The sequence below is a fragment of the Pseudonocardia yunnanensis genome, assembly GCF_039534065.1.
GTDB classification, from domain to species: Bacteria; Actinomycetota; Actinomycetes; order Mycobacteriales; family Pseudonocardiaceae; genus Pseudonocardia; species Pseudonocardia yunnanensis.
This window is the reverse complement of the sequence record NZ_BAAAUS010000048.1, coordinates 84,497-108,502: the sequence shown is the minus strand read 5'-3', so window position 1 is coordinate 108,502 and position 24,006 is coordinate 84,497. Positions and strand designations below refer to the sequence as shown.

General features: G+C 71.5%; 20 protein-coding genes. 12 read left to right on the top strand and 8 right to left on the bottom strand.

The window, feature by feature from the left end:
• The first annotated feature begins 71 nt into the window (after positions 1–71).
• Together ABD743_RS36815 and ABD743_RS36810 are read left to right on the top strand one after the other, a co-directional pair.
• A complete protein-coding gene (locus ABD743_RS36815; protein WP_344728035.1) occupies positions 72–623 on the top strand; it encodes an adenine phosphoribosyltransferase in 552 nt (183 codons plus the stop codon).
• 97 nt (positions 624–720) lie between these two features.
• A complete protein-coding gene (locus ABD743_RS36810) occupies positions 721–3,075 on the top strand; it encodes a RelA/SpoT family protein (RefSeq protein ID WP_344728034.1) in 2,355 nt (784 codons plus the stop codon).
• Between the two features lie 43 nt (positions 3,076–3,118).
• Here the strand turns inward: ABD743_RS36810 and ABD743_RS36805 are convergent, their stop codons facing one another.
• Together ABD743_RS36805 and ABD743_RS36800 are read right to left on the bottom strand one after the other, a co-directional pair.
• Positions 3,119–4,747 (bottom strand): carboxylesterase/lipase family protein, encoded by a 1,629-nt coding sequence (locus tag ABD743_RS36805; protein ID WP_344728032.1) that lies wholly within the window; start codon positions 4,745–4,747, stop codon positions 3,119–3,121.
• 8 nt (positions 4,748–4,755) lie between these two features.
• The gene (locus ABD743_RS36800; protein ID WP_344728030.1) at positions 4,756–5,586 is read right to left on the bottom strand and encodes a peptidylprolyl isomerase; all 831 of its coding nucleotides are present in this window, start codon (positions 5,584–5,586) and stop codon (positions 4,756–4,758) included.
• Positions 5,587–5,736: 150 nt separating this feature from the next.
• Between ABD743_RS36800 and ABD743_RS36795 the strand changes: the two genes are divergently transcribed.
• The 3 genes from ABD743_RS36795 to ABD743_RS36785 are packed head-to-tail and all read left to right on the top strand — an operon-like array spanning position 5,737 to position 8,301.
• The gene (locus ABD743_RS36795; RefSeq protein ID WP_344728029.1) at positions 5,737–6,426 is read left to right on the top strand and encodes an MBL fold metallo-hydrolase; all 690 of its coding nucleotides are present in this window, start codon (positions 5,737–5,739) and stop codon (positions 6,424–6,426) included.
• A gap of 32 nt (positions 6,427–6,458) precedes the next feature.
• On the top strand, positions 6,459–7,733 hold the full coding sequence (hisS, locus tag ABD743_RS36790) for a histidine--tRNA ligase (RefSeq protein ID WP_344728101.1): 1,275 nt from the start codon (positions 6,459–6,461) through the stop codon (positions 7,731–7,733).
• Positions 7,734–7,743: 10 nt separating this feature from the next.
• A complete protein-coding gene (locus ABD743_RS36785; protein WP_344728027.1) occupies positions 7,744–8,301 on the top strand; it encodes a class I SAM-dependent methyltransferase in 558 nt (185 codons plus the stop codon).
• 26 nt (positions 8,302–8,327) lie between these two features.
• Here the strand turns inward: ABD743_RS36785 and ABD743_RS36780 are convergent, their stop codons facing one another.
• Positions 8,328–9,857 (bottom strand): YibE/F family protein, encoded by a 1,530-nt coding sequence (locus ABD743_RS36780; RefSeq protein WP_344728026.1) that lies wholly within the window; start codon positions 9,855–9,857, stop codon positions 8,328–8,330.
• Positions 9,858–9,908: 51 nt separating this feature from the next.
• Positions 9,909–10,472 (bottom strand): gluconokinase, encoded by a 564-nt coding sequence (locus ABD743_RS36775; protein ID WP_344728024.1) that lies wholly within the window; start codon positions 10,470–10,472, stop codon positions 9,909–9,911.
• Positions 10,473–10,558: 86 nt separating this feature from the next.
• Here ABD743_RS36775 and ABD743_RS36770 point away from each other — a divergent pair, with 86 nt between their 5' ends.
• From ABD743_RS36770 to ABD743_RS36740, 7 genes are all read left to right on the top strand, one after another.
• The gene (locus ABD743_RS36770; protein WP_344728023.1) at positions 10,559–12,661 is read left to right on the top strand and encodes an intein-containing Rv2578c family radical SAM protein; all 2,103 of its coding nucleotides are present in this window, start codon (positions 10,559–10,561) and stop codon (positions 12,659–12,661) included.
• 422 nt (positions 12,662–13,083) lie between these two features.
• The gene (locus ABD743_RS36765) at positions 13,084–14,151 is read left to right on the top strand and encodes a CHRD domain-containing protein (protein WP_344728022.1); all 1,068 of its coding nucleotides are present in this window, start codon (positions 13,084–13,086) and stop codon (positions 14,149–14,151) included.
• A 145-nt stretch (positions 14,152–14,296) separates the two neighbouring features.
• On the top strand, positions 14,297–16,105 hold the full coding sequence (gene aspS / locus ABD743_RS36760; RefSeq protein WP_344728020.1) for an aspartate--tRNA ligase: 1,809 nt from the start codon (positions 14,297–14,299) through the stop codon (positions 16,103–16,105).
• Between the two features lie 46 nt (positions 16,106–16,151).
• A complete protein-coding gene (locus ABD743_RS36755) occupies positions 16,152–17,093 on the top strand; it encodes a DUF389 domain-containing protein (RefSeq protein WP_344728019.1) in 942 nt (313 codons plus the stop codon).
• An 11-nt stretch (positions 17,094–17,104) separates the two neighbouring features.
• A complete protein-coding gene (locus ABD743_RS36750) occupies positions 17,105–18,298 on the top strand; it encodes a hypothetical protein (protein ID WP_344728018.1) in 1,194 nt (397 codons plus the stop codon).
• Between the two features lie 181 nt (positions 18,299–18,479).
• Entirely contained in the window at positions 18,480–19,262 is a 783-nt protein-coding gene (locus ABD743_RS36745; RefSeq protein ID WP_344728016.1) for an SGNH/GDSL hydrolase family protein, read from the top strand.
• Between the two features lie 162 nt (positions 19,263–19,424).
• Positions 19,425–20,822 carry an MFS transporter gene (locus ABD743_RS36740; RefSeq protein ID WP_344728015.1) on the top strand — a complete coding sequence of 466 codons (1,398 nt, stop codon included), beginning with the start codon at positions 19,425–19,427 and terminating at the stop codon, positions 20,820–20,822.
• A 9-nt stretch (positions 20,823–20,831) separates the two neighbouring features.
• On the opposite strand, the gene ABD743_RS36735 is transcribed toward ABD743_RS36740, so the two are convergent.
• The 4 genes from ABD743_RS36735 to ABD743_RS36720 all read right to left on the bottom strand — a co-directional run bounded on the left by ABD743_RS36735 (position 20,832) and on the right by ABD743_RS36720 (position 23,974).
• The gene (locus ABD743_RS36735) at positions 20,832–21,044 is read right to left on the bottom strand and encodes a hypothetical protein (RefSeq protein WP_344728013.1); all 213 of its coding nucleotides are present in this window, start codon (positions 21,042–21,044) and stop codon (positions 20,832–20,834) included.
• A gap of 88 nt (positions 21,045–21,132) precedes the next feature.
• Entirely contained in the window at positions 21,133–22,287 is a 1,155-nt protein-coding gene (locus tag ABD743_RS36730; protein ID WP_344728012.1) for an aminotransferase class I/II-fold pyridoxal phosphate-dependent enzyme, read from the bottom strand.
• A complete protein-coding gene (locus ABD743_RS36725; protein ID WP_344728010.1) occupies positions 22,287–22,715 on the bottom strand; it encodes an Lrp/AsnC family transcriptional regulator in 429 nt (142 codons plus the stop codon). Before ABD743_RS36725 ends, ABD743_RS36730 begins: the two co-directional genes overlap by 1 nt.
• On the bottom strand, positions 22,712–23,974 hold the full coding sequence (locus tag ABD743_RS36720; protein ID WP_344728008.1) for an aminotransferase-like domain-containing protein: 1,263 nt from the start codon (positions 23,972–23,974) through the stop codon (positions 22,712–22,714). Before ABD743_RS36720 ends, ABD743_RS36725 begins: the two co-directional genes overlap by 4 nt.
• Between the last annotated feature and the right edge of the window lie 32 nt (positions 23,975–24,006).

Genomic DNA, 24,006 nt, shown 5'->3' with positions numbered 1-24,006 from the left:
GCGAGGTTGTGAGCGAATCCGTCGGTACAGCGTCTGCGCGCAGCGCTGACCGAACGTAGCGAAGGACGGCGATGAGCCAGCTGGACGTGTCCGATGCGGAGGCGGAGGCCGCGCTCGAGCGCGTGGCTGCGCTCGTCCGTGACGTCCCTGATTACCCGGCACCCGGCGTCCTCTTCCGGGACATCACGCCTGTGCTGGCCGACCCGGAGGCGTTCGCGACGGTCACCACCGAGCTGGCGTCGCTGGTCGGTGATGCCGATGTCGTGGTCGGGGTGGAAGCTCGTGGGTTCCTGATCGGTGCGGCGGTGGCCGTCGTCGCCGGCACCGGTGTGGTGCCGGTCCGTAAGGCCGGGAAGCTGCCGCGGGTGGCGGCCTCACGCACCTACGACCTCGAGTACGGCACCGCCACTCTGGAGCTGTCGGCCGACACGGTGGCGCCGGGGGCGAAGGTCTTCATCGTCGACGACGTGCTGGCCACCGGGGGCACGGGGGTCGCGGCGTACAAGCTGCTGGCCGACGCGGGCGCCGACGTGATCGGGTTCGCCGTCCTGCTGGAGCTGGAGGCGCTCGGGGGCCGCGAGCAGCTCGCCCCGATCCCGGTGCACGCCCTGCTGAAGCTCTGAGCGGGCACCTGGTTCGAGCGCTACCGCCAGCAGGGGGATCAGCCCAGCCGCTCCGCCGGCACGGGACTATCCTCCATCGGGTGGAGCGCGATATCGCATGACGGAGGTTCAGCCGGTCGCGCCGCCGCTCCCTGGTCCGGAGAGCCCGGTGGCGACCACGTCGAGGCCGTCGGCCACGCGGAGGGTGCGCGCCCGGATCGCCCGCCGGATGACGCCGCAGCGCGTTGCCGTCGTCGCCCCCGTCCTCGAGCCGCTGGCCAGCGTGCACCGCGCGCTGCACCCCAAGGCCGACCTCGCCCTGCTGCAGCGCGCCTACGACGTGGCCGAATCGAAGCACGACGGCCAGAAGCGCAAGTCCGGTGACCCGTACATCACCCACCCGCTGGCCGTTGCCACCATCCTGGCCGAGCTGGGCATGGACACCACCACCCTCGTGGCGGCGCTACTGCACGACACGGTGGAGGACACCGACTATCCGCTCGACCGGTTGCGCGCCGACTTCGGCGAAGAGGTGGCGCATCTCGTCGACGGGGTGACGAAGCTCGACAGGGTCGAGCTGGGCACCGCCGCCGAGGCGGAGACGATCCGCAAGATGGTGGTCGCGATGGCCCGTGACCCCCGGGTGCTCGTGATCAAGCTGTCCGACCGGTTGCACAACATGCGCACGATGCGCTTCCTGCCGCCGGAGAAGCAGGCCAAGAAGGCCCGCGAGACGCTCGAGGTGCTCGCGCCGCTGGCCCACCGGCTCGGGATGGCCACGGTCAAGTGGGAGCTCGAGGACCTGTCCTTCGCGATCCTGCACCCGAAGAAGTACTCCGAGATCGTCCGGCTGGTCGCCACACGGGCGCCGTCCCGCGACACCTACCTCAAGCAGGTCATCGACGAGGTGATGCAGCAGCTCGACGCCGCCCGCATCGCCGCCACCGTCGAGGGCAGGCCGAAGCACTACTACTCGATCTACCGGAAGATGATCGTCAAGGGCCGGGACTTCGACGACATCCACGACCTGGTGGGCGTGCGTGTCCTGGTCGACGAGGTGCGCGACTGCTATGCCGCGATGGGCATGGTGCACGCGCTGTGGCAGCCGATGCCGGGACGGTTCAAGGACTACGTCGCCCAGCCGCGGTTCGGGGTGTACCAGTCGCTGCACACCACCGTGATCGGGCCGGACGGCAAGCCCCTCGAGGTGCAGATCCGCACCCACGACATGCACCGCACCGCGGAGTACGGCATCGCGGCGCACTGGCGCTACAAGGAGAGCCCCCGCAACCAGAACGGCGCGAACTGGTCCACGGCCGCCGTCGAGGTCGACGAGATGTCCTGGATGCGCCAGCTGCTCGACTGGCAGCGGGAGGCGGCGGACCCCGGCGACTTCCTGGAGTCGCTGCGCTTCGACCTCGCCTCGCAGGAGATCTTCGTCTTCACCCCCAAGGGCGACGTCATCACGTTGCCCACCGGATCCACTCCCGTCGACCTGGCGTACGCGGTGCACACCGAGGTCGGCAACCGGTGTATCGGGTCGCGCGTCAACGGCCGGCTCGTCGCGCTGGAGCGCAAGCTCGAGTCGGGCGACGTCGTCGAGATCTTCACGTCGAAGGCCGAGGGCGCGGGCCCGAGCCGCGACTGGCTCGCGTTCGTCGCGTCTCCGCGCGCCAAGACCAAGATCAAGCAGTGGTTCGCCAAGGAGCGCCGCGAGGAGGCGATCGAGGCGGGCAAGGAGGCGATCGCCCGGGAGGCGCGGCGCACCTCGATGCCGCTGCAGCGGCTCGTCTCCGCCGACGCGATGGCGGCGCTGTCGCGCGAGCTGCACTTCCCCGACCTCTCCGGGCTCTACGCCGCGGTCGGTGAGGGCCACGCGAGCGCACGTCACGTCGTCCAGCGTCTCGTCGCGCTGCTCGGCGGTGTGGAGCAGGCAGAGGAGGATCTCGCCGAGCGCGCCACGCCGTCCACCGTGCGGCAGCGGCGCACCGGTGGCGACGCCGGCGTGGTGGTGCGCGGCGACGACAGCATCACCGGCGGGGATCTCTCCGACCTGTACACCAAGCTCGCGCGCTGCTGCACCCCCGTGCCCGGCGACGACATCCTCGGGTTCGTCACGCGGGGCGGCGGCATCTCCGTGCACCGCACCGACTGCACCAACGCCTCCGACCTGCAGAACCGCTCGGAACGGCTGGTCGAGGTCACGTGGGCGGTCTCGCCGGGCTCGGTGTTCCTCGTGGCGATCCAGGTGGAGGCGCTGGACCGCCACCGCCTGCTCTCCGACATCACGAAGGTGCTGGCCGACGAGAAGGTCAACATCCTGTCGGCCTCGGTGACGACGTCGCGCGACCGTGTGGCGGTGTCGCGCTTCAGCTTCGAGATGGGCGACCCGAAGCATCTCGGCCACGTGTTGCGCGCAGTGCGCAACGTGGAGGGCGTCTACGACGTGTACCGGGTCACGAGCGCGAGCTAGCCGGGTCGCATGCGGCGGTGCCCGGGGAAGCGCATGCCGGGGATCAGCTCAGGTCCCAGAGGCCACAGTTGTGCGCCGCCGCGAACTCGGCGGCCGGGTGCACTTCGGTGCCGTGCCCGGCGCCGGTGATCGTCAGTATCGAGCCCGCGCCCGCCCACCGAGGCCAGACCGGGCCGCCGCCGCCGTTGGGATTGCCCGTTGCGGCGAACCGCGCCCACGCGGCCACCATCTCCTTGGCCAGTGCCTGCTGTTCTGGCGTGAGCGCGGGCTGAGCGGGCACGAGGTCGAACAGGTAGGGCATCTCGGCCCCGTGGGTGACGCCGGTGGCGAGGTGGGGCGGCAGCGCGACGAACGGTGAGGGCGCCGTGGGGTCGGCGAACTCGTAGGCGTAGAGCGGTGCCCGGGGACCGAGGATGCGCTGGGTGGCGAGCATCGTGCATGCATAGCCGCGGTCGGTGATGACGTCCGACCAGACCCGGCCCGGTGACCGGCCGGTGAGCGGGTAGGTGAGCATCGCGGCGGCGGTGCGCGTTCCGGCCGCCGCAGTGAGCAGCGTGCGGAAGCCGGCTGCGGTGAGCGGGGCGCCCGCCTGGTCGAAGAACACGGCGCTGAAGAGAGTGCCCTCGTCCCGCGTGATCCCGGCGAGCACCGGTACGGCACGCAGGTCGCGGTCCACCACGATGTCCGACGGGCGGCGCGGCAGCGCCGGGGTGCCCGTCGCAGGGCTCCAATACACGCCGGCTCCCGCGACGAGCCGGTCGGTGGACACGGCACGCAGGCAGGCGACGGTCGGGGCAGGGGTCCGGCCGCGGTCGGGGCACCCGAACTCGTTCGCGACGGCCTCCCCGGCGGCCTCCACCAGGGGAAGTGGCTTCCAGGTGTCGCCACCGGGCCCGCTGCCGGGCCGGATGACGTCGACGATGTTCGCGGTGCTGCAGCCGCCGCTCTGCAGGATCACGCGGTGGAACAGGCCCACCGCGCCGGGTGATGCGAGTTGTGCGCAGACGCTGTCGGCACCTGCAGACTCGCCGGCCAGCGTGACGGAACCGGGGTTGCCACCGAAGGCGGCGATGTTGCGACGCACCCATTGCAGGGCCGCCTGCTGGTCGAGGAGCCCGAACGTCCCGGAGCCGCTCAGCCCGGGCAGGCCGAAGAAGCCGAAGATGCCCAGCCGGTAGTTGACCGTGACGACCACCAGCGGCCCGGCCCTGACGAGGCGCCGCGGGTCGACGTCGGAGCCGGCACCGGCGTTGAAGCCGCCACCGTGGATCCAGACGAGCACCGGCAGCTGCGATCTCGGAGTGGTGCCGGCCGGAACCGTGACGTTGAGCGTGAGGCAGTCCTCGCTCGTGCTGCCGGCGGTGGCGAGGGGGGTGGCCGGGGCCGCCGCGAGCTGGGCGCACCGGCTGCCCGGGCTGGTGGCGTTCCGCGTGCCGGTCCAGGACGGCGGCGGCTGCGGAGGCTCCCAGCGCAGCTCCCCGACGGGCGGCTCCGCGTAGGGGATGCCCTGGTAGCGCAGCACGTTGCCGTCGGTGGTGCCGAGAAGCTCGCCCTGCTCGATCCTGACCTGGTCGCCGAGCGGGGCCGCCGAGGGCTCGGGGGCCGAGGAACAGCCGGTCAGCACGGCCGCCGCGGCCAGCACGACGACCGCTACGCGGCCCCCTCGGAACACCCGCCGGCTCAGCCGACGGTGACGGTCTGGATCTGGACGGGAGTGACGGGCTTGCCGTCACCGGTGCCGTTCGAGTTGTCCGACCCGGCCTTGGCCACGTTGTCCAGGGTGGCGAGACCGGGGGCGCCGATCGTGCCGAAGACGGTGTAGTCCGGCGGGAGGGTGGAGTCGGCGTAGACGAGGAAGAACTGGCTGCCCCCGGAGTTGGGAGCGGAGGTCTTCGCCATCGCCACGGTGCCCCGTGGGTAGACCACGGAGCCGCCGGCGGCCGGCGCCAGTCCGGTGGGCGGCTCGTCGTTGATCGTGTAACCGGGCCCGCCCGAGCCGGTGCCGGTGGGGTCACCGCACTGCAGCACCTTCAGGCCCTCGGTGGTGGTGAGCCGGTGGCACGGCGTGTTGTTGTAGAAGCCCGCCTTCGCGAGGCTCATGAAGTTCTCCACGGCGCACGGGCCAGTGGCGCGGTCCAGCGTCAGCGGGATCGGCCCCTTGTCGGTCTGGATCGTGGCCGGCACGGTGCCGCTGGTGCTCGCTTCGGTCAGGGTCGGGACGGGGACGGGCTTCGCGGCGGGATCCTGCGGCGTGGGCGTGAACGCGCAGTGGCCCAGCGCGGCGGGCGTGGCGGGAGCCGGGGTCGGAGTCGGAGGGGCGGCGGCCGGGGCCGGTGCGGAATCGCGGCCCATGGTGGAGAGCAGCACCACACCCACGACGACCACCACGACGACGGCGACCGATGTGATGATGGCGATCCGCTGACGACGTTTGGCCCGCGCGGCCCGTCGCTGCTGCTGGTTCGCCAGCTTCCGCTTGGCCGCATCGCGCCGCATCTGGTTCGTCGCCACTCGGTACTCCCTCGCCTTCGTTGCCCGGGCCGCAGGATAACGACTGTTCCTGTGAGGTTTCGGAGTGGTCACCAGCGCGTACGGGGAGCGAGGCTCCGTGCGGGGTAAACCGCGTGACCTGCGGTGTCGGACAGGTCCTAGTCTGGTGGCGTGCTCGTCGCAGGATTTCCCGCCGGTTCGTTCCAGACCAACTGCTATGTCGTGGCAGCGGCTGCGGGCGAGGCGTGCGTGGTGGTCGATCCCGGCCAGGACGCCGTCGAGCCCCTGGAGGAGCTGCTCGCCGAGCATCGCCTCACGCCGGTGGCCGTGCTGCTGACCCATGGCCACTTCGACCACACATACAGCGTCGCGCCCGTGTGCGACGGTCATGACATCCCGGCCTGGATCCACCCGGAGGACCGGGAGATGCTCGCCGACCCGATGAAGGGCATCTCGGCGGACGCGGCGGCGTTCTTCGGTGGCCGGTTGGAGCTGCGCGAACCCCGCGAGGTCCGCGAGCTCGCCGACGGCAGCGCCCTCGACATCGCCGGGCTCACGCTGCGCGTCGACCACACACCGGGCCACACCCGTGGCTCCGTCGTCTTCACCACCCCCACCGAGGAGGGGATCGAGGTGATCCTTGCCGGCGACACGCTCTTCGCGGGTTCGATCGGTCGCACCGATCTCCCCGGCGGAGACCACGCGCAGATGATGGCGAGCCTGCGCGACAAGCTCCTCACCCGTGACGACTCTGCCGTCGTCCTGCCCGGGCACGGGCCCACCACCACCGTCGGGCGGGAGCGGGCCTCCAACCCGTTCCTGCAGGGGCTGGACCTGCCGACCACGGGGCGCGGGCTGTGACGGCCGCGCGCAGCGAGGAACGGGCCGCCGCGGTGGAACAGCGTCCTGCCGCGTTCGCCGCACCCAAGGGCATCCCGGAGTACGTGCCGCCGGACTCGGCTGGTTTCGAGCACGTCCGCAACACGCTCGTCGCCGCTGCCGACCGTGCCGGGTACGGGCTCATCGAGCTTCCGGTGTTCGAGGAGACCGGTCTGTACGCCCGCGGGGTCGGCGAGTCCACCGACGTCGTGAGCAAGGAGATGTACACGTTCGCCGACCGCGGTGACCGGTCGGTGACACTGCGCCCGGAGGGCACGGCCGGTGTCGTGCGCTCGGTGATCGAGCACGGGCTCGACCGCGCAGGGCTACCGGTGAAGCTGCGCTACGCGGGCCCGTTCTTCCGCTACGAGCGTCCGCAGGCCGGGCGCTACCGGCAGCTGCAGCAGGTGGGCATCGAGGCGATCGGCGTGGACGACCCGGCGCTCGACGCCGAGGTCATCGCCATCGCCGACGAGGGGTTTCGCGCGCTCGGCCTCACCGGCTACCGCCTGGAGATCACCTCGCTCGGCGACGCCGAGTCCCGCCCGGCCTACCGGGCGTTGCTGCAGGAGTTCCTGGCCGGGCTCCCGCTCGACGAGGCCACCCGCAAGCGGGCGGCGATCAACCCGCTGCGAGTGCTCGACGACAAGCGCGCCGACGTGCGCGCTCTGCTGGCCGACGCCCCGTTGCTCGTCGACCACCTCTCGGCCGCCTCCGCCGAGCACCACGCCGCGGTCAAGCAGCACCTCGACGACCTCGGCGTGGCCTACGTCGAGACCCCGCGGATGGTGCGGGGCCTGGACTACTACACGAAGACGACCTTCGAGTTCGTGCACGACGGTCTCGGCGCCCAGTCCGGGATCGGCGGCGGCGGGCGCTACGACGGTCTGATGGCCACGCTCGGCGGGCAGCCGCTGTCGGGCGTCGGCTACGGCATCGGTGTGGACCGCACGCTTCTCGCCTGCCGCGCGGAGGGCGTCGCGCCGTGGTCCGAGGCACGCTGCGAGGTCTTCGGCGTGCCGCTGGGCGACGCGGCGAAGCGACGGCTAGTGGTGCTGGCCGCGCAGCTGCGCCGCGCCGGCGTCCGGGTCGACCTGGCCTACGGCGGCCGTGGGCTCAAGGGTGCGATGAAGGCCGCCGACCGGTCCGGCGCACGTTTTGCGCTGGTGCTCGGGGAACGCGACCTCGAGGCGGGCACCGTGGGTCTCAAGGACCTGCTGTCGGGGGAGCAGCAGGACGTCGAGCTGGCGGTCGCGACCGACGAGGTGCTCGCCCGGCTGCGCGCCTAGGCCCACGTCCGTGACCAGGGAAGATCGCGACCGGTGGGACGCGCGGCACCGGGCGGTCGCAGCAGCGGGTGCGCCGGCCGTGCCCACGCCGCCGGATGCGCTGCGTGGCCGTGAGCATCTGCTTCCGGCCGGAGGCCGCGCGCTCGATGTGGCCTGCGGCCGCGGCACGGTGGCCGTGTGGCTCGCGGAGCGTGGGTTCGGCGTCGACGCGGTCGACGTCTCGGAGCCGGCGCTGGCGGCGGGCGCAGCGCTCGCGGCCGACCGCGGGGTCGGCGAGCAGGTGCGCTGGTGGGCCCACGACCTCGACGAGGGGCTGCCCGACGGGTGCGCCGGGCCGTACGACGTGGTCGTGTGCCAGCGGTTTCGCGATCCCACCCTGTACCCGGTGCTCGCGCACCGCCTCGCTCCCGGCGGACTGCTCGTGGTGACGGTGTTGTCGGTGGTCGGGGACGAGGGTGGCCCGTTTCGCGCCGACGCCGGTGAGCTGCCCGCCGCCTTCGGCGGCCTGACCAGGCTGGATCACACCGAGCGCGACGGCGAGGCGAGCCTGCTGGCGCGCCGCCCCTGACGTGGGCGGCCGGCACCGCGCGGGCACTACGGCTCGACGTCGGCCTCCCGGCTGGCCACCACTGCCGCGAGCGCCGTGGTGATCGGAACGGAGGCCACCAGCCCGATGCTGCCCACCAGCGTGCGCACCACTTCGGTGGCCACGTCCTGCGTGGTCACCACGTCGCCGAGCGCGCGGCCGGACAGCGTGAACAGCAGCAGCAGCGGCAGTGACGCTCCCGCGTAGGCCAGCACCAGCGTGTTGACGGCGGAGGACACGTGGTCGCGCCCGATCCGCATCGCCGCCGCGAAGAGGCCGGGTGCCCCCAGCTCCGGGTTGGCGCGGCGCAGTTCCCACACCGCGCTGGTCTGGGTGACGGTGACGTCGTCGAGCACGCCGAGGGCGCCGATCACCACACCGGCGAGCAGGAGACCGCGCGCGTCGACGCCCGTGCCGAGCGTGGCGATCAGGTTGCTGGTCTGGTCGTCGAGTCCGGTGAGCCGGGCGGCCACGGAGAACGCGGCGCCCAGGCCGCCGATCACGGCGAGCGACAACAGCGTGCCGAGGACGGCCGTGGATGTGCGCGCCGACGGGCCGTGGGTGAGGTAGAGCACCACGAACATGATCAGGCAGGAACCGACGACGGCCACGGCGAGCGGGTTGTGGCCGTCCAGGATCGCAGGCAGGACGAACATCAGCAGCACCACGAAGCTCAGCGCGAGAGCCACGAGCGCGGCGAGCCCACGCCAGCGCCCGAGCAGGAGCACCGCGCCCGCGAAGATCGCTGCGAGCCAGACGAGCGGCGTTCCGCGCTGGAAGTCGACGACCTGGTAGGAGCCGGGGTCGTTCGGGTCGCCCCCCGAGAAGCCGAGCACCACCGGGTCGCCGACAGTGAACGTCGGCGAGCCGGGTTCGACCGGAACCACCTGCACGAGGTCGCGCCCGGGCAACGGTCCGTCGGCCATCTTGAGAACGAGCCCGAGGCACTGGCCGTCGCCCGAGCCCGGGCTGCAGTCGGCCTTGCTGGTGGCGGTGACCTCGGCGTGCACGGGCTGCTGGGCGACGGGCTGGGCCGTGGGCGGCGGTCCGCCGCTCGGCCACAGCAGCACGATGCCGACGAGCGTGGCCACTGCGCACGGGACGAGCAGCGCAGCGATGAAGATGCGTACCCGGCGTCCCGCCGGCGGGGCAGGCGAGTGGCCGTGGCCGTGGCCGTGCCCGCCGTGGTCCACGGGCACCGCGCGCCGCCGCGCGTGCGTCCTCGGGGCGGGGCCGGGATCCTCGTCCCCCCGCCGGTGTCCCACCGCCGGGATGCCGATGGGCGAGGTCGGGGCGTCGGCGTCGCGGTCGGCCGGCTCCTCGCGCTCCTGCGGCGAGGCGCGCGTGGCGGATCGGGACGGGCGGTCCGCGCGCTCCGACGGTCCGCGTCCGCCGGGCTCCGGTCGCGGGGAGTCAGGCGGAGATCCGGGTGGACGACCGATCAGCGGAGCAGGCTGTTGAGCGATCGGGATGCCGGATCGCCCGTGCCGGCGAGGCGCCCCCGACTGACCGCGCGCCCCGGGCTCGTCGATCGGCACGCGATCATCCTGTCTACGGTTCGGCGGTTGGTGTGGGCCCATTCACGCACATCACGAGGACGATGCCGGGCGGTCCGGCTTGTCGCCGGAGGGCCGGTCGGCAGGCAGCACGATGTCGTCGCCCAGTTGCGCCAGTACCCGTTCGGCGACGGCCGCGGGGTCGCCCGTGGTCTCGACCTCGATCCCCGGCTCGTCGGGCTGGAGGGGCTCCAGTGTTGCGAGCTGGCTCTCGAGCAGGGACGGCGGCATGTAGTGGTTGCGGCGGGCGGTGATCCTGGCCGAGATCAGCTCCGGCGGCGCGAGCAGATGCACGAACCGCTCGGAGGGGTGCCCGTCGCGCAGCAGGTCGCGGTACGCGCGCTTGAGGGCCGAGCAGGTGACCACGGCGTTGCGGCCCGCGGCCTCTTGCTCCCCGATCCACGCGGCAACCCGGCGCAGCCACGGCCGGCGGTCGTCGTCGTCGAGCGGAATGCCGCTGGCCATCTTCGCGCGGTTGCTCTCGGGATGCAGGTCGTCGCCCTCGACGAACACCCATCCCGTGCGCCCGACGAGCTCGGCGGCCACGGAACTCTTGCCGACGCCCGACACACCCATCACCACCAGCGTCATCGTCATGAGCGGATCCTGGTCATGGAGCCAGACTGGCGTATGCCCCCGACCCCGCCTTGCCCTGGGTGTCGAACACGTGTTCGAATGATGGCATGCGGTGGAGCGGACAGCAGGTGCTCGACGAGGGAATCGGGGCGGAGGCGGCGCTACCGGGGATGCGCGGGCTCCTGCGATCGGTGCGCACCCCGGAGTTCGCGGGCACGGTCTTCCACGAGGTCGAGGCCAAGTCGGTGCTCAACCGCGTGCCGGGCAGCTCGCCGGTTCCGTTCCGGTGGACGGTCAATCCGTACCGCGGGTGCTCACACGCCTGCGTGTACTGCCTGGCGGGCCCCACCCGCGTCCTGCTGGCCGACGGGCGCGTCCGGCCGATCGCGCAACTGCGCGTCGGCGACGCCGTGATGGGCACGGAGGTCGTCGGGGGGCAGCGACGGTACGTGCCCACCACCGTGCTGGCGCACTGGTCCACCAGCAAGCCCGCCTTTCGGGTCCGCCTCGCGGGAGGCACCGAGCTCGTCGCCAGTGGGGAGCACCGGTTCCTCAGTGATCGCGGCTGGCGCCATGTGAGCGGCGGCTGGTGTCGCTCCGGACTGCGGCCACGGCTACGCCCGGGTGCAGGCCTGCTCGGGCCCGGCCCGGAGACGACGGCCGGGTGGGGGCAGCGCCCGCACACCGCCGCCTACCGGCAGGGCTACCTGTGCGGGCTCGTCCGGGCCGACGGTCCGGTGGTCGGCGATGTCCCGGGGCGCGGGGTGGATCACTGCGACGTCGACCACTCCGGTGGCTTCCCGTCCCACCACCTGGAGCTCGAGGCCCTGGGCCGGGCCCACCACTTCCTCGCCGAGGCGGCCCAGCACGTCGTCGAGCTTCCGGTGGCGGTGCCGGCCGGAGGCTGGGAGCCGGGCCGCATCCCCGCACCCGCACGCCGCGGCGCAATCGCGCCGATCACCGACGTGGTGCGTTGGCCGGAGAACCCTGGCGTCGACTGGAACGCCGGGTTCCTCGCAGGGGTGATCGACGCCCGCGGCACGGTCGAGGGCGGGGAACTGCGGATCCGCCCCGTCGCCCCCGAGATCGTCGGGCGGGTCACGAGCGCACTGCGGCGCCTCGGTCTGCGGCACGCGGTCCACACCGAGTGCGGCGCGGAAGGCAGGCGGAGTGCGGTCCGGACGGTCCGACTGCTCGGTGGGGCCGGTGCGTTGCTGCGGCTGTTGCGGCTTGCCGACCCCGCGGTCAGCACGCTGCGCGATCTGGGCGGCGCGCCCGTCACCGGCGGGGCGGAGCTGGCGGTGGAGTCGGTGCAGGCGCTCGGTGTGGAGATGCCGATGTACGACATCACCACCGGCACCGGCGACTTCGTGGCGGAGGGTGTGATCAGCCACAACTGCTTCGCCCGCAACACCCACACCTATCTCGAGTTCGACGCCGGCGCCGATTTCGACAGCCAGATCGTCGTGAAGGTCAACGTCGCGCGTGTGCTGGAGCGTGAGCTGCGGTCGCCGCGGTGGGGTCGCGAGCCCGTTGCCATGGGCACCAACACCGACCCGTACCAACGCGCCGAAGGGCGCTACCAGCTCATGCCCGGCGTGATCCGGGCGCTGGCAGGCTCCGGCACCCCGTTCTCGCTGCTCACCAAGGGCACGGTGCTCACCCGCGACCTTCCGCTCATCGCAGCGGCGGCAGCCGACGTCCCGGTGGGGCTCGGCGTGTCCATCGCCCTCGTCGACCGATCCCTGCAGTCCCGGCTCGAGCCGGGCACCCCGTCACCGGCCGCGCGGCTCGACCTCGTCCGGCGGATCACCGACGCCGGGCTGTCCTGCGGCGTGATGGTGGCGCCGGTGCTGCCGTTGCTCACCGACTCGGCGGAGGCGCTCGACGCGCTGCTCACGCAGGTGAAGGAGGCTGGGGCCACGGGCGCCACGGTGCTGGCCCTTCATCTGCGGCCAGGCACTCGCGAGTGGTTCCTGGGCTGGCTGGCGCGCGAGCACCCGAAGCTGGTCGAGCCGTATGCGCGGTTGTACCGCCGGGGCGCCTACATCGACCCCGCGTACCGCCACGCCCTCGCCGAGCGCGTCGCACCGTTGCTGCGCCGCCACGGCCTGGCCGGTGCCGCCACCACCGTGCGCCGGCACGCTCGGTCCGCGGACCACGCCACAGCCACCCCGCCGTCGTCCGGGGAACAGCTCCGACTGCTGTGACAGGTTCGTCGTGGTCATCCCATTGCGCATCGCGAACTCTGCGATGGGCAGCGTGCCCTGATCGCTCGTGCGCTCAACACTATTGCTGCCGCATTCGGGCGGCGACCCGAAACATTTACGCCGGTGAAACAATTGCTGTGACAACGCGTTGAGCGCCGGTCGGGAAGAACCCATGGCGCGCCGTTTGGTTCGGCGCCGACGATCGTACCCGCAGGTAAAGAACGTGTATCGCTGCGGTATGCCGTTCCCCTGGCATCGCGTCGAGGCACTTCAGGGGAGCACGTACGGGAGGCCGATCGGGTTGAACCGAACGGCATGACGCTTGCCTCAGTGCTCCGGTTGACCACGCCACCCGATCCCGGCCGTGTGAGAAGTACAAGGCCAGTTTCAGGAGAGCGACCGCTCTCGGTCGGGAGGACGGAATGAATCGCATCATGGGTCGGCGGGTACTGGGAGCCGCCGCCGCCGGTATGGCGATCGTCGGTTTGGTATTTGTCGGAACGAACGGCGACGCGCTCGCCGCCCAGCCCGCCCCTGCGCCCGCTGCGCCGAACGGTGGCACGACGGCGAGCCCACCGATGTCGATGTCGATGCCGATGCCGATGAACATGGCGATGCCGACTGACTCGATCGGCAAGTACGACGTCAAGAACCAGAGCGATGCGATGTTCTTCGGCACGGTTATGCGAGGGAGCAACGAGGTTCCGAGCAAGATGCAGCCGGCAGGAGGCGACAAGAACGGCAGCGGCACCTCCCTGGTCCGCATCCAGGGCAACCAGGTGTCGTACGCCTTCACCTGGACCGGAATCGGAGCGCCGACCGAGGGGCACATCCACCAGGGCCCCGCCGGCGTGAACGGCGCTGTGAAGATCCCGTTCTTCGGCACGAAGCTGCCGGACGGCCGCACCTCCGTGGTCGGCACCGTGACGGTGAATGACCCCGACCTCCTGGCGAACATCAAGAGCCACCCGGAGCAGTTCTACGTCAACCTGCACACCGCCGACTTCCCCGACGGAGCCGTCCGCGGACAGCTGCACGCAATGCCGGTGCAGCTCAATCTGCAGAAGGCGATCAACCAGGACCAGAACCACCCGGTCGTCGAAGGTGACCAGATCTATTCCTGCACCAGGCAGGTATCCGACGGTTCGTTCAAGTTCACGCCGGTCAACGTCGACACCGTGCTCACCGGCGGTATCCAGCACACGTTCGTCAAGCCCGGCCCGGGAGGGTCGCCGCAATGGATCGCGCCCGACAACTCGGCGGTGACCGGCAAGGCCGTCGACACGATCTACAACGGCGCCAACAACATCCCTGAGCTCGTCCTCGCCGCAACGCAGTCGGGCGCACCCGACGGCCAGCTGTCGTCGACCCACGCCATCCTGCGCCTGGACACGATCGGTGGCGTCGCCCCGGCGGGCACCTGTGACCCGTCGACCCAGGCCGTCACCGCGGTGCCCTACTCGGCCGACTACCTGTTCATCAACTCCTAGCGGCGGGCTTCGAAACTGCGCCGGATCGACGCGCTCCTGATAGCGGCCCGAACGGGCGCGCTCAGGAGCGCATCGGTGTGGGCAGCGGCGAACGGCGGGGAAACCTGCTGGCAGGCCGACCGGGGGCGGCCGATAGCCTCGACACGTGATGCGTACCCACCCCGCCGGCACTCTGCGTGCCGAGCACGCCGGACAGTCCGTGACCCTCGCCGGGTGGGTGGCGCGCCGCCGTGATCACGGCGGGGTGATCTTCATCGATCTCCGCGACGCCTCCGGCTCCGCCCAGGTGGTGTTCCGCGAGGGAGAGATGGCCGAGCGCGCCCACCGGCTGCGCGGCGAGTTCTGCGTCCTGGTCACCGGCGATGTCGTCCGCCGCCCGGCGGGCAACGAGAATCCCGAGCTCGCCACGGGCGAGATCGAGGTGACCGCCACCGAGCTCACCGTGCTGTCCGAGTCCGCCCCGCTGCCGTTCCCGCTCGACGAGCACACGGAGGTCGGCGAGGAGGTTCGGCTCAAGTACCGCTACCTCGACCTGCGTCGCAGCGGCCCGGCGGCGGCGCTGCGACTGCGCAGCGAAGCCAACCGCATCGCGCGCACCGTGCTGCACGACCGCGACTTCGTGGAGGTCGAGACACCCACGCTCACCCGCTCGACCCCCGAGGGGGCCCGCGACTTCCTCGTGCCCGCCCGGCTCCGTCCAGGGTCGTGGTACGCCCTGCCGCAGAGCCCGCAGCTGTTCAAGCAGCTCCTGATGGTGGCCGGCGCCGAGCGCTACTACCAGATCGCGCGGTGCTACCGCGACGAGGACTTCCGGGCCGACCGCCAGCCCGAGTTCACCCAGCTCGACATCGAGATGAGCTTCGTCGAGCAGGACGACGTGATCGAGCTGGGCGAGACGATCATCTCCGCTCTGTGGTCGGAGCTCGCCGACTACGAGATTCCGCGCCCCATCGCGCGTCTCACCTACGCCGACGCGATGGCCCGCTTCGGCTCCGACAAGCCGGACATGCGGTTCGGCGTCGAGCTCACCGATCTCACCGAGTACTTCGCCGACACGTCGTTCCGCGTGTTCCAGGCTCCCTACGTCGGCGCGGTCGTGATGCCCGGCGGGGCGAGCCAGCCGCGCAAGCAGCTCGACGCCTGGCAGGAGTGGGCGAAGCAGCGCGGGGCCCGCGGCCTCGCGTACGTGCTGGTGGACGATGACGGCTCGGTGAGCGAGCGGGGCCCGGTCGTCAAGAACCTCTCCGATGCCGAGCGCGAGGGGCTGGCGAAGGCGGTGGGCGCCGAGCCGGGCGACGCCATCTTCTTCGCCGCCGGACACCCCTCCGACGCGCGCGAGCTGCTCGGCGCCGCCCGCGGCGAGATCGCGCGGCGCTGCGGCCTGGTGGACGAGAACGCGTGGTCGTTCGTCTGGGTCGTCGACGCGCCGATGTTCGAGCGCGTCCGCGACGACAAGGGCAACGAGATCGGCTGGACCGCGGTGCACCACCCGTTCACCTCGCCCAACGCGGAGTGGATGGATCGCTTCGAGGAGGCGCCCGACCAGGCGCTCGCCTACGCCTACGACATCGTCTGCAACGGCAACGAGATCGGTGGCGGCTCGATCCGTATCCACCGCTCCGACGTCCAGGAGCGGGTGTTCGCCCTGCTCGGCATGGACGAGGAGGAGCAGCGGGAGAAGTTCGGGTTCCTGCTCGATGCGTTTCAGTTCGGTCCTCCGCCGCACGGCGGCATCGCGTTCGGCTGGGACCGCACCTGCATGCTGCTGTCGCACGTCGACTCGATCCGTGACGTCATCGCCTTCCCGAAGTCGGGTGGCGGATTCGACCCGCTCACGGGGGCGCCCGCGCCGATCACGCCCGAGCAGCGCAAGGAGGCGGGGATCGACGCGAAGCCACCGGCAGCGCCTGCGGCCGCCGCACCGGTCGCCGACGAGCCGCCCACGAAGCTCTGAGCGCGCAGACTGCCCATCCGGTCGATCGCGGGAGCAGGCTGTCGCTGTGCTGCATATGAGAGTGATCTCGCCGGTGGGGCAGACCGAGGTGGTGCGGGACCTGCTGCTCGGCGAACCGGGTGCTGCCCATGTCACGGTCCTGCCCGGGATCGCGCTGAAGCCTCCGGGGGACGTCGTCGAGGCCGACGTGACTCGGGAATCGGTCGACGCGGTGCTCGGCGCGCTGCGCGATCTGGGTGTCGACCGCTCCGGGGGCGTAACGCTGGAGGCGATCGACACCACGCTCTCCGACGCGGCCGACGCCGCGGAGGCGGCCGCCCCTGGAGACCCGGCCGATGCCGTGATCTGGGACGAGCTGGTGGCACGCACCGGTGAGGAGTCGCGGCTGTCGGTGAGCTTCCAGGCGTTCCTGACGATCGCCTGCCTGCTGGCGGCGATCGGTGTCATCACGGACTCGGCGGTGACGGTGGTGGGGGCGATGGTGCTCGGCCCCGAGTTCGGGCCGCTCGCTGCGATCGCGGTCGGCGCGGTACTTCGCCGGGGGGATCTGGTGCGCCGGGGGGCGATGGCGCTCGCCGTCGGGTTTCCGCTCGCAATGCTGATCACGGCGCTCGCCGCCCTGGTACTCGACGTGACCGGACTGCTTTCCACCGCGACCCTGGACAACGTCGATCAGGTCGACTTCATCTACAAGGTGGGTCCGTTCTCCTTCATCGTGGCGCTGCTCGCCGGGGCGGCCGGGATGCTCGCGCTGACGTCGGCGAAGTCCGCCTCACTGGTTGGTGTGTTCATCTCCGTCACCACCGTCCCGGCCGCAGCGTTCGCGTCGACCGCCCTCGTGGAGGGGCGCTATGCCCAGGCGGGCGGATCCGCCCTTCAGCTCCTGGTGAATCTCGTGGGCATCGTCGTGGCCGCCGTCGCCGTGCTCATCGTGTCGCGGCGGACGGGTATGAGTGAGGGGCGGCTTCGTTGGTTGTCGGCGGGGTAGGGTCACAGACGATGGTTCACGACCTGGGTAGCTTCCCCAGGCCGGTACTTGCTGCGCTCACTGCTGCCGAGCGGCTCCTCACCCGCCGGTCGGGGGCCGGCATCGTACTGGCCGACCCCGAGGATCTCGGGGGCAGTGATCGGTCGGTGGTTGCCCGCGCGCGCGTGGCTCGCAACCCCTTCTCGCTGCCGCGCACGCTCGTCGTCAAGCACTACCTGGGACGGCCGGACCCTGATCGGCCCGACCCGTTCCACTACGAGGTGGCGAGCTGCCAGCTCTTCACGGCGCTACCGACGGATGCGCGCCCCAGCCCGGTGCTGATCGCGCACGACCCGCAGAGCCGGTTGCTGGTGCTGGAGGACCTCGGCCGCAGCTCCACGCTCGCCGACAAGCTGTTCGGTCCCGACCCTGCCGCCGCGCAGCGCTGCCTGCTGAGCTGGGCCCGGGCACTCGGGCGGATGCAGGCCGCCACGGCGGGCCGCGAGAACGACTTCGGGGCGCTGTTGCGCCGGCTGGGGGAGCGGGCCTGGCGCGACCCCATGGCCGAGGACGCGCGTGTGGCGCTGGCCGGCGTCGCGGGGCTGCTGGAGCAGGAGCTCGGGGTCACGGTGCCGCCCGCGGCCACGCTGGAGGCCCACGAGACCGCGCGGCTACTGGGGGGCACCCGCTACCGCGCGTTCAGCCCGTCGGACACCTGCCCGGACAACAACCTCGTCACCAGCCGGGGGGTCCGGTTCGTCGACTTCGAATGGGGCTGCTTCCGCGACGTCGCGCTCGACGCGGCCTACTTCCGTGTCCCCTTCCCCGGCTGTGAGGCGAGCTTCGCCCTGCCTCCGGGGCTGGCCGACACGATGCTCGAGGCGTGGCGCAACGAGATCGCCGCGGTCTGGCCGGATCTCGACGAGCCCGATCGGCTCGAGCACAGGCTGCTGCACGCACAGCTGCTGTGGGTGTGGTTGTGCACGTGGTGGCTGCTGCCTCGCATCCGCGTGCGTGACATGCCCGTCGGACAGGACCCCACCCGGTCCCCGCGGATCAGCACCGCGCTCGCTCACTACTGGCGGGAGATGTCCGGCACCGCTGCCGCTGGTGGGCTGCCGGCCACGGCCGAGCTCGGCACGCTGGTGGCGGACGCGCTGGTAAAGCGCTTCCCCGATGCCCCCGGCTCGCTGCCGGTGTACCCGGCATTCCGGTCGGTGGCCTGAGACCCTGCTGGTCAGAGCACCGATCGTTCCTTAATCCGCCCACGGCCGGTCATCCGACGCACACCCGAGGTGAGTCGACGTCGGTGATGGTGTCGGCGTGACTGTGCAGCCGCTGCTCGCGTCCGCCACGTCCGTGTCGATCATACCGCCGGTGTCAGGCCCAAGGTCGGTCGCAACCTTGGTGACACTCGGCGACTCCACAGCTGTGGGGCTGGGCGATCCACTGCCCGGCGGGGGCTGGCGGGGCTTCCCGATGCTGCTGCGCGATGCCCTGGGCGCCTCGACACTGCTCAACCTCGGGTGTACCGGGGCCCGCATGTCCTGGGTGCGCGACGACCAGCTGCCCGAGGCACTGACCGCGAGCCCGGACGTCGTGGTGCTGTCGGTCGGGATGAACGACACGCTGCGCTCCGACTTCGACCCCGAGCAACTGCACGACGACTGTGCCGCGATCGTCGGTGCGCTGCGGGCCGAGGGCACCTACGTCCTGATGGTGCGCTACCACGACCACACCCGGGTGTTCCGGCTGCCGGCGCCGCTGCGCCGGGCCCTGTACCGGCGGATCGTGGCGCTCAACGGCGTGATCGACGCGGTGGCGGCCACCGACCCGGCGGGGATCGGTGTGCTGGATCTGGACCTGCTGCCTGGTGGCTACGAGCGCTCGGCGTGGTCGGTCGACCGGCTGCACCCCTCGGAGCGCGGACACCGGATGCTCGCGGCGGGGTTCGCGGAGTTGCTCTCCGACGCGGGGTTCGCCGTGCCGTATCCGGTGAGCCTGGAGTGCGCGGGCGGGCGTGAGGTGACGGCTGTGCAGCGGACGGCCTGGCTGGTGGTGAAGGGCGTGCCCTGGCTGGCCCGGCGCGGACGCGACCTCGGCCCGGTGATCGTGCAGAGCCTCGTGGGCGAGTTGGTGCGCCGGCCCGCCACCGTCGTCATCCGCCGCGATCCGACAGCCGATTGCTGATCCGCGCATTGTTCGCATTGTTCGGTCAGTCTGATTATTTCGAGCGCGATCAGCGTCACTAATCGTCGACCAGATGTGCGATTAAGCTCGAATTTCGTCGGCGTCAGGCGCTGCCGACTCCGGAGTCCTCTGTGCGGCCCCGCTCCCGAGGAAGGGGCTGTGATGACGTCCCAGGTCGCCGTCCCGGCGAACGCCCGCACCGGCCACCGATGGGTCACCCTGGCCGTCGTGCTGGCGGGCCAGTTCATGGCGTCGCTCGACACCACCGTCGGCAACGTCGCGGCCCCGGACATCGGCACGGAGCTGCAGGTACCGACGGGAACGGTCCAGCTCGCGATCGTGGCGTACACCCTGCTGTACGCCAGCCTGCTGATCACCGGGGCCCGCATCGGTGCCGACCGCGGCCGGCGCCGGGTGTTCCTCACAGGGGTGGTCGTCTTCACGATTGCTTCGGCGGCAGCGGGCGCGGCTCCCTCCGCCGCGGTGCTGGTGGGAGCGCGGGCCGTGCAGGGAATCGGCGCTGCACTGATGATTCCGCAGATCGTGTCGGTCATTCAGATCAGTTTCACCGGTTCTGCGCGGGCCCGGGCATTGTCGGCATACAGCGCGATGATCTCGATCGGAGGAGCCGTCGGGCTGGCCGCCGGAGGTGGTCTGATCGACCTCGATCTCCTGGGGCTGGGCTGGCGCTCGGTGTTCCTCGTCAATGTGCCCATCGGCGTCGGGCTCTTCGTCGTCGCAGCGCTGGTGCTGCCTCGCGTGCCGGTGGTCGAGCGGCGCCTCGACGTTCCCGGTGTGGTGTTGTTGACCTGCGGCGGGGTCCTCGTGATCTCGGCGTTGACGCTCGGCACCGAGAGCGGCTGGCCACCGTGGAGCATCGCCGCCGCGGCGGTTGGCATCGCCGTGCTTGCCGTGTTCGTCGTCCATCAGCGGCGTACCAGTAGCCGAGGACGGCCGGTGCTGGTGGACCCGGTGCTGTTCACCACCAGAGGTGTCCGTCCCGGCCTGCTCGGGCTGCTCCTCGTCGGCACCCCCTACACCGGCATCCTGTTCTGCGTGGCGGCGGACCTCCAGGTCCGGCACGGGAGCACAGCCGGGGTCGCGGGAGACGCACTCCTACCGCTCGCGGTCGGCTTCGGCATCGGCGGGGTGATCCCGTCGCTCGTCCGGCCAGGGCGTCAGCGAGAGCTCCTCATCGGCGGGGTGGTCCTCGCCGGTGCAGCGCTTCTCCTTCTGGCCTGGCTCACCAGAGGTGAGCGCTGGCCCGTTGCGGCCGCAGCGGTGGTGCTCGGCGTGTGCGGCCTGGGCTTCGGGATGGCGTTCTCCCCGCTGTTCGCGCTCACCGTGGCCCACGTCCGGCCCGTCAACATCCCGGACGCGAGCGGGATGGCGACGACGGTGATCCAGTTCAGCTTCGTCGCCGGAGTGGCGGTCTTCGGCACCGTCTACCAGTCCACCGGGCACATCGCCACGGCCTTCGTCGTGATGGCGGTCGTGATGCTGGTGGCTCCGGTCCTCGCGCGCCTGCACACGTTGCGCGAGGCCGGTTCGCCGGAGTGACCGTCCCGGTCAGGCCGCGGGGCGCAGCGGAAGCGGGGCGAGCGGCGCGGTCGGCGAGGCCACGGCGAGCATCGCCTCGATCCGCCACAGCTGCGCACGGGTGCACGTGGGGCAGATGAAGGTGATCGAGCCGTCGGCCTCGTGCTGACTGCTCCAGGTGAGGCCGGCGGCATCGGCCGGCGTCCGTGGGCGGCTGCACAAGGGGCAAGGGCGTGTGTCCATGCCTCCGAAGTCTGGCGGTGCGGCTTTGCGGGGCTGTGAACCCGACGCAAAGGTTACGGTGCGTGGACGTCCGACTACTGGAGGTCCGTCAGAGCGAACCGAGGAAGCGGTCGATCCGTACGAGAGCCTCCTCGAGCAGGGGCAACGCGGTGGCGTAGGAGCAGCGCACGTGTCCTTCTCCGGACGGGCCGAACACGCTGCCGGGCACCACGGCCACGTGCTCTGTACGCAACAGCTGCTCGGCGAAGGTCTCCGAGTCGAGGCCGGAGCGGCGGATCGACGGGAACGCGTAGAAGGCGCCCTGGGGCTCGGGAGTGTCGAGGCCGATCTCACGAAGGCCCTTCACGAACACCCGCCGCCGCCGGTCGTAGTCGGCGACCATCGACTGCACCGCGTCGTCCGGTCCGGACAAGGCCTCCACGGCCGCGAGCTGGGAGACGTGCGGTGCGCACAGCATCGTGTACTGGTGCACGCGCACGCACAGCTCGGCGACGGGCCGGGGCGCGCAGATCCAGCCGACCCGCCAGCCCGTCATCGCGTGGGCCTTCGAGAACCCCCCGAGCAGCACCGTGCGCTCACGCGCGCCGGGCACGGTGCCCAGGCAGGTGTGGGTGCCCGTGTAGGTGAGGCGGTCGTAGATCTCGTCGGAGACGATGTAGAGGTCGTGTTGCTCGGCGAGCCGGACCAGGGCTTCGAGCGCCTTGCGGGGCTGTACGGCACCGGTGGGGTTGGCGGGGGAGCCGAGGACGATCGCCTTCGTGCGGGGTGTGATCGCTGCGGCGACGACCTCGGCGTCGATCGCGAAGTCGTCCTCCCAGCGGGTCGGAACCCGCACCGGCACGCCGCCGGCGAAGGCGACGCACGGCTCGTACGCGACGTAGCAGGGCTCGGGAACGATCACCTCGTCGCCGGGGTTGAGCAGCACGCGCAGGGTGAGGTCGAGCCCTTCGGAGACGCCGGTGGTGATGAGGCATTCGCCGTCGGGGGAGTAGTCGGCGCCGTACCGCGCCGCGAGATCGGCGCAGATCAGCTCGCGCAGGCGCGGCAACCCGGCGTTCGAGGTGTAGGTGGTGTAGCCGTTCTCCAGCGCGTAGATCCCCGCCTCGCGCACGTGCCACGGCGTCACGAAATCGGGCTCGCCCACCCCGAGTGAGATCACGTCGTCCATCTCGGAGGCGATGTCGAAGAACCGCCGGATCCCCGACGGGGGACACGCGGTGATCACGGCGTTGAGTTCCTTCATCAGGGCGTCACCGGAAGCCGGTGGTCCTGCTCGGCCGGGGTGAACGAGTCGCCGTCGCGCTTGTAGGTCTTGAGCACGAAGTACGTGGCGGTGGCCCGCACCCGGTCGATCGTGGAGAGTTTCTGGGAGACGAAGTCCGACACGGCCCGGATGCTGCGGCCGGTGACGGTGCAGCGCAGGTCGTGGCCGCCGGAGACGAGGTGGACGCTGCGCACCTCGTCGAAGCGGGCGATCCTGGCGGCGACGTCGTCGAAGCCGACGCCGCGGGCCGGGGCGAGGGACACATCGATGAACGCGATGACGATCTCGCTCGTCGGGTCCTCGTCCACGGCGTCCCAGTCGATGACCGCCTTGTAGCGCCGGATCGCGCCGGACGCCTCCCATTCCGCGATCGCCTTGCTCACCTCGGCCACGGGCAGGCCGGTCATGGTCGCGATGGTGTCATGGGAGAGCTGGGCGTCACGCTCCAGCAGTTCGAGGATTTGCCGCACGGCTCGACATTACGTCGCAAGTGTCGGTGCTCGCGCCATGCGGTGGCCAGCCGGGACACGGCAGTGTGCAGTACCGGGGCCGGATTCGACGCGAAGCAGAGGCGTGCCGCCTCGTCGAGCGGCCGGTTCACGGCGAAAGCGTCGCCCGGCACGAACCCGACGCCGGTGCGGAGGGCGTGGGGGAGCAGTTCGGCAGGGCGTGTCCCGTCGGTGAACTCCAGCCAGCAGAACATGCCCCCCGTGGGAACGGAGCAGGTGACGGCGTCCCCGAACGCCTCGCGGACGGCCTCGGTGAGTGCGCCGGCCCGGTCGCGCAGCGCGGCGCGCAGCATGCCCAGGTGTCCCTCGAACCAGGGCACGTCGGACAGCAGTTCGGCGGCGACGGCCTGGGTGAGCGTGGAGCCGCAGAGGTCGCTGCACTGCTTGAGCCGCTCCACCGCGGTCAGCAGCGCCGCGGGCCCGGTCAACCAGCCGACCCGCAGAGCAGGCGCGACGACCTTCGACACACTCCCCAGGCGGACGACGCGATCGCCATGGGCGGCCACCGGCACCGGCGGCGGGCCGTCGAAGGAGAGCAGGCCGTAAGGGTCGTCCTCCACCACGAGGAAGCCGTACCGATCGGCGAGTGCGGCGAGCATCGCCCGGCGCCGGTCGTCGAGCGTCGCCCCGCGCGGGTTGTGGAAGCTGCTGACGGTGTGGACGAGCCGGGGGCGCAGTCCTGCGGCCAGCCGGTCGGCGAGCGCGTCGACGTCCATGCCGTCGGCGTCGACGGCCACTGCGTGCAGTGCCGCGCCTGCGGCCTGGAACACCTGGAGAGCGCCGACGTACACCGGGTCCTCGACCACCACCACGTCACCTGGGTCGATCATCGTGCGGGCGACGAGGTCGAGGGCCTGCTGCGAGCCGGTGGTCACCACCACCTCGGTGGCGGTGAGGGCCCGCCCGAGCCGGGCGCCCTCCGTCGCCGCGAGCACCTCCCGCAGCTGTCGTAGCCCGATGGTCTCGCCGTACTGGAGGTTCGCCGGGTCTGCGGCCGCGGTCGCGAGCGCGGCGGCGATCCGCTCCCGGGGCAGCAGCTCGGTGCCGGGCAGGCCACCCGCGAGAGAGATGACGTCGTCGCGAGCAGTGAGGGCGAGCAGGTCGCGGATGGCCGAACCGCGCACGTCGCGCAGCCGGCTGGAGAGGTGGACGGTCACGGAGGTCTCGCCTTCGGGCGTCGATACAGGGA